The 5,019-nt window shown below is 64.1% G+C and carries 4 protein-coding genes; all 4 read left to right on the top strand.

What is annotated here, in order from left to right; translation table 11 throughout:
* Positions 1–211, top strand: a 211-nt coding sequence (locus tag OZ411_RS42500) for a formate dehydrogenase (RefSeq protein ID WP_282532738.1), incomplete at its 5' end; no start/stop codon positions are given.
* Positions 212–223: 12 nt separating this feature from the next.
* Positions 224–3,178: a formate dehydrogenase subunit alpha gene (locus OZ411_RS42495; RefSeq protein ID WP_282532737.1), complete on the top strand. Its 2,955-nt coding sequence runs from the start codon at positions 224–226 to the stop codon at positions 3,176–3,178.
* Between the two features lie 12 nt (positions 3,179–3,190).
* Complete coding sequence (fdh3B, locus tag OZ411_RS42490) at positions 3,191–3,793, top strand: formate dehydrogenase FDH3 subunit beta (RefSeq protein ID WP_282532736.1); 603 nt, start codon at positions 3,191–3,193, stop codon at positions 3,791–3,793.
* Between the two features lie 55 nt (positions 3,794–3,848).
* A complete protein-coding gene (locus OZ411_RS42485; protein ID WP_130580502.1) occupies positions 3,849–4,853 on the top strand; it encodes a formate dehydrogenase subunit gamma in 1,005 nt (334 codons plus the stop codon).
* Positions 4,854–5,019 lie beyond the last annotated feature (166 nt).

Raw genomic sequence — 5,019 nt, 5'->3', positions numbered from 1 at the left:
GAAGGAAAACCCTGAGCGAAAAATTCCTCGGCGTGATTTGCTTCGTCTGACCATCGCGGGTAGCGGCGCGGCCGCCGTCGGCGCGCTGTTGTCGCTGTCGGCACCCGCGCAATCTGTCGATATGAAGGACAAGCGCAGGGCGCGCTATCAGGCCGATTCCGCTGAGGTTCGAGACTTCTACCGCGTCAACAGCTATCCCGGCGCCCGCTAGAGGGAGGCGTTCGTGCTGATCAGGAAGTCGGATCGTCGTCGAGGAAGTGCAAGGCCTGTTCTCGCGCAAGCGGACAGGCCAGGCGGCGGATTGGATCGCCGCACTTTTCTGAAGCGTTCGGGCATCGCTGCCGGCACGCTCGCGGCGCTCGGCGAGCTCGCGCTGAACGGCGTGCGCAAGGTGGAGGCCGGCCCGCCGCCGCCTGCGGGCGCGCCCGTTGAGACCCGCAAGAATATCTGCACCCATTGTTCGGTCGGCTGCTCCGTCATCGCCAAGGTCGCCAGTGGCGTTTGGATCGGGCAGGAGCCGGACTATGACAGCCCGATCAATCGCGGCTCGCACTGCTGCAAGGGTGCCGCGGTGCGCGACGACGTCCTGAGCGAGCGCCGCCTGCGTTATCCCGTGAAGCTCGTCAACGGCCAGTGGACGCGCATCTCCTGGGAGACCGCGATCAATGAGATCGGCGACAAGCTCATGGAGATCCGCCAGAAGGCGGGTCCCGATTCAGTCTATTGGCTCGGCTCGGCCAAGTTCACCAACGAGGCCGCCTATCTCAACCGCAAGCTGGCGGCGTTCTGGGGCACCAACAATTCCGACCACCAGGCCCGCATCTGCCATTCGACGACCGTCACCGGCGTAGCCAATACCTGGGGCTACGGCGCGATGACCAACAGCTACAACGACATCCGCAACGCCAGGACCATCCTGTTGATGGGTGGCAATCCGGCCGAGGCGCATCCGGTCTCGTTGCAGCACATCCTCGAGGGCAAGGAGCTCAACCGCGCCAACATGATCGTGGTCGATCCAAGGATGACGCGGACCGCGGCGCATGCGACCGAATATGTCCGGGTGCGCCCGGGCACCCACATCGCCACCATCTACGGCATGCTGTGGCACATTTTCGAGAACGGCTGGGAGGACAAGGAATTCATCAGCCAGCGCGTCTACGGCGACGATGAAATCCGCAAGGCGGCGGCGAAGTGGAATCCGAAGGAGGTCGAGCGGGTCACCGGCCTGCCCGAGGCGCAGGTCAAGCATATCGCCGAACTGTTCGCCAAGCAGAAGCCGGCGACGCTGATCTGGGCGATGGGGCAGACCCAGTTCGCCACCGGCACCGCCAATGTCCGCGCCAGTTGCCTGTTGCTGCTTGCCACCGGCAATGTCGGCATGCCCGGCGCCGGCGCCAACATCTTCCGCGGCCACACCAACGTGCAGGGCGCGACCGATCTCGGCCTCGATGTGACGACGTTGCCGCTCTATTACGGCCTTGCCGAAGGTGCCTGGCGGCATTGGTGCCGGGTGTGGGAAGTCGATTACGACTGGATGAAGTCGCGGTTCCCGAGCAAGACGTTGATGGAAACACCGGGCATTCCGAGCACGCGCTGGTTCGACGCGACCTTGCTGCCAAAGGACCAGATCAGCCAGCCCAACCCGGTGCAGGCCATGTTCGTCATGGGGCATGGCGTCAACACCATCACCCGGATGCCGGAAGCGGTGCGCGGCATCGAGAAGCTCGAGCTGCTGGTGGTGTGCGATCCCTATCCGACCGCGTGGTCGGTGGTCTCCGAGCGCAAGAACGGCGCTTACCTTCTGCCGGCCTGCACGAGCTTCGAGATGGACGGCTCCCGCACCGCCTCCAACCGCTCGCTGCAATGGGGCGAGAAGATCGTCGAGCCGATCTTCGAATCCAAGAACGACTACGACACGATGTATATGCTTGCCGGCAAGCTCGGCTTTGCCGACCTGATGTTCAAGAACATCAAGGTCGAGAACGGCTCGGTGTCGGCGGAAGACATCCTGCGCGAGATCAACCGCGGCGGCTGGTCGACGGGCTATTGCGGGCAATCGCCGGAGCGGCTCAAGGCCCATATGAAGAACCAGGCCAAGTTCGACCTGGTCACGCTGCGGGCGCCGAAGGACGATCCGGAGGTCGGCGGCGACTATTACGGCCTGCCATGGCCATGCTGGGGCACGCCGGAGTTCAGGCATCCGGGCACGCCGATCCTCTACAACAACAATCTTTCGGTGAAGGACGGCGGCGGCAGCTTCCGCGCGCGGTTCGGCGTCGAGCGCGTCGTAAAACGCAAGGTGATGGAAAATGGGCAGGAGGTGGAGCGGGAGGATCATGACAATCTCCTCGCCGAGGGCTCCTATTCGGTTGGCTCCGACATCAAGGACGGCTATCCCGAATTCACCCTGGGCGTGCTGAAAAAGCTCGGCTGGGACAACGAGCTGACGCCGCAGGAAATGGAGATCATCCGGCGCGTCAATTCGGCCAACCCCGATACGGTGTCCTGGTCGCTCGATCTGTCCGGCGGCATCCAGCGGGTCGCGATCGAGCACGGCTGCTCACCGTACGGCAACGGCAAGGCGCGCATGATCGCCTGGAACCTGCCCGATCCGATACCAGTCTATCGGGAGCCGATCTACACGCCGCGTCCGGATCTGGTTGCCGACTATCCGACCTTGCCCGACGCCAAGCAGTTCCGCATGCCCAATATCGGCTTCTCGGTGCAGAAGGCCGCCGTCGACCGCGGCATCTCAAAGCAGTTCCCGCTGATCCTGAGCTCGGGCCGGCTGGTGGAATATGAAGGCGGCGGCGAGGAGACGCGCTCCAACAAGTGGCTCGCCGAGCTGAAGCAGTTCATGTATGTCGAGATCAACCCGGCCGACGCCGCCGAGCGCGGCATCAAGGACGGCGGCTGGGTGTGGGTGACCGGCGCCGAGAGTAATTCGCGGACCCGTGTCAAGGCGATGGTCACCGAGCGCGTCGGCAAGGGCGTCGCCTGGATGCCCTATCATTTCGCCGGCTGGTTCGAGGGCGCCGATCTCCGCAGCAAATATCCGAAAGGCGCCGATCCGATCGTGCTCGGCGAAAGCGTGAACACGCTGACGACCTATGGCTACGACCCTGCGACCGGCATGCAGGAGCCGAAGGCGACGCTTTGCCAGATCCGGGCCGCGTGAGAGGAACAGACGATGGCACGCATGAAATTCCTTTGTGACGCGGACCGCTGCATCGACTGCAACGCCTGCGTCACCGCGTGCAAGAACGAGAACGAGGTGCCCTGGGGCATCAATCGCCGCCGCGTCGTCACCATCAATGACGGCAAGCCCGGCGAGCGTTCGGTGTCGATGGCCTGCATGCACTGCACGGACGCGCCCTGCGCGGCGGTGTGTCCGGTGAACTGCATCTTCCCGACCGAGGACGGAATCGTCCTGCACAACAAGGACCAGTGCATCGGTTGCGGCTATTGCTTCTACGCCTGCCCGTTCGGTGCGCCGCAATATCCGCAGGTCGGCAATTTCGGCACCCGCGGCAAGATGGACAAATGCACCTATTGCGCCGGCGGCGGCGGACCGGAGGCGCCGGGCAGCGCGGCGGAATTCGCCAAATACGGCTCGAACCGGTTCGGCGAGGGCAAATTGCCGATGTGCGCGGAGATGTGCTCGACCAAGTCGCTGCTCGCCGGCGATGGCGACATCATCGCGCAGATTTACGGCGAGCGGGTGCGCAAGCGGGGCTATGGTTCCGGCGCCTGGGGCTGGACCACGGCCTATCACAACGACGTCGGGGTCTGAGCGGATAGGCTCATACGGCCTGCGATGAACGCGGGATGAGAACAGGGTAACGGTCATGACGTTTCTCGCACGCTTTCGTCTGGCGACCTTGGTCCTGGCGCTGCTTGCGGTCGCCGTGGCGGCGCCTGCGCTCGCGCAGAAGTTCGGTCCTGACGGCGCGCCCAACCCGACCGCGAGCGTCACCAGCCAACGCGAATTGCTGCAGCAGGTGCCGCGCATCACCGGCCGCATCGACATTCCCGACACCAAGGCCGGCGTGCTGATCCAGCCGGCGGGACGGACCTGGGACTATTTCCACCAGGTTCTGCTGCGCTGGGGCGGTGCGATTGTGATCCTCGGCACGGTGGCGTTGCTGGCGATCGCCTATCTGATCCTCGGGCGGCTCCCGATCTCAGCCGGGCGCTCGGGCCAGAAAGTGGTTCGCTTCAAGGCGTTCGAGCGCTTCGCGCACTGGCTGACGGCAGCGTCCTTCGTGATCCTCGGACTGACCGGGCTGAACATCACCTTCGGCAAGGCCGTGCTGCTGCCGCTCGTCGGGCCGGACACGTTCGCCGCCATCTCGCAGGCCGCCAAATACGTACACAACTTCACGAGCTTCGCGTTCGTGGCAGGCCTCGTCCTGATCTTGGTGATCTTCCTTAGGGACAATCTCCTGGAGAAGGTGGATATCGACTGGCTCAAGCAGGGCGGCGGCTTCATCAAGAACAGACACGCGCCGTCGGGGCGCTTCAATTTCGGCGAGAAAATGGTGTTCTGGCTGTCGATTGCGGCGGGCATTGCCGTGTCAGCCTCGGGATTCCTGCTGCTGTTTCCGTTTTATGGGACCGATATCCTCGGCATGCAGCTCGCGCAGGTGGTGCACGCCGTGACGGCCATCCTGTTCATCGCCCTGATCCTCGGCCACATCTATATCGGCACGGTCGGGATGGAGGGCGCATTCGAAGCAATGGGCACCGGCGAAGTCGACCTCAATTGGGCCAAGGAACATCACGACCAGTGGCTCGCCAAGAAGCTGGCGGGCGAGGGGCGCGCCGAACCCACGGCGACGCCGGCGGAATAGCTGCTCATTTTCGGTCGCGATTGCCGCCGCGAGGCGGTTGCGCGTCGCGCTCGCGCAGATAGTCGTCGGTGGTGCGGACGGTCGGGCTCGCCACGCCGTAGGATTCAAAGCCCTGTTCGGCGACGAAGTTGACGCGGCAATCGTCGCACATCTTGATGACGTCGAG

It is taken from the genome of Bradyrhizobium sp. Arg237L (genome assembly GCF_029990105.1).
In the GTDB taxonomy this organism is placed as follows: domain Bacteria; phylum Pseudomonadota; class Alphaproteobacteria; order Rhizobiales; family Xanthobacteraceae; genus Bradyrhizobium.
The sequence above is the reverse complement of the archived record's forward strand: the minus strand, read 5'-3'. Positions and strand labels throughout refer to the sequence as shown.

What these genes read in the sequence shown, in the direction of transcription:
- OZ411_RS42485 (WP_130580502.1), top strand. Translation starts at nt 3,849, where the DNA reads ATGACGTTTCTCGCACGCTTTCGTCTGGCGACCTTGGTCCTGGCGCTG.
- fdh3B (WP_282532736.1), top strand. Translation starts at nt 3,191, where the DNA reads ATGGCACGCATGAAATTCCTTTGTGACGCGGACCGCTGCATCGACTGC.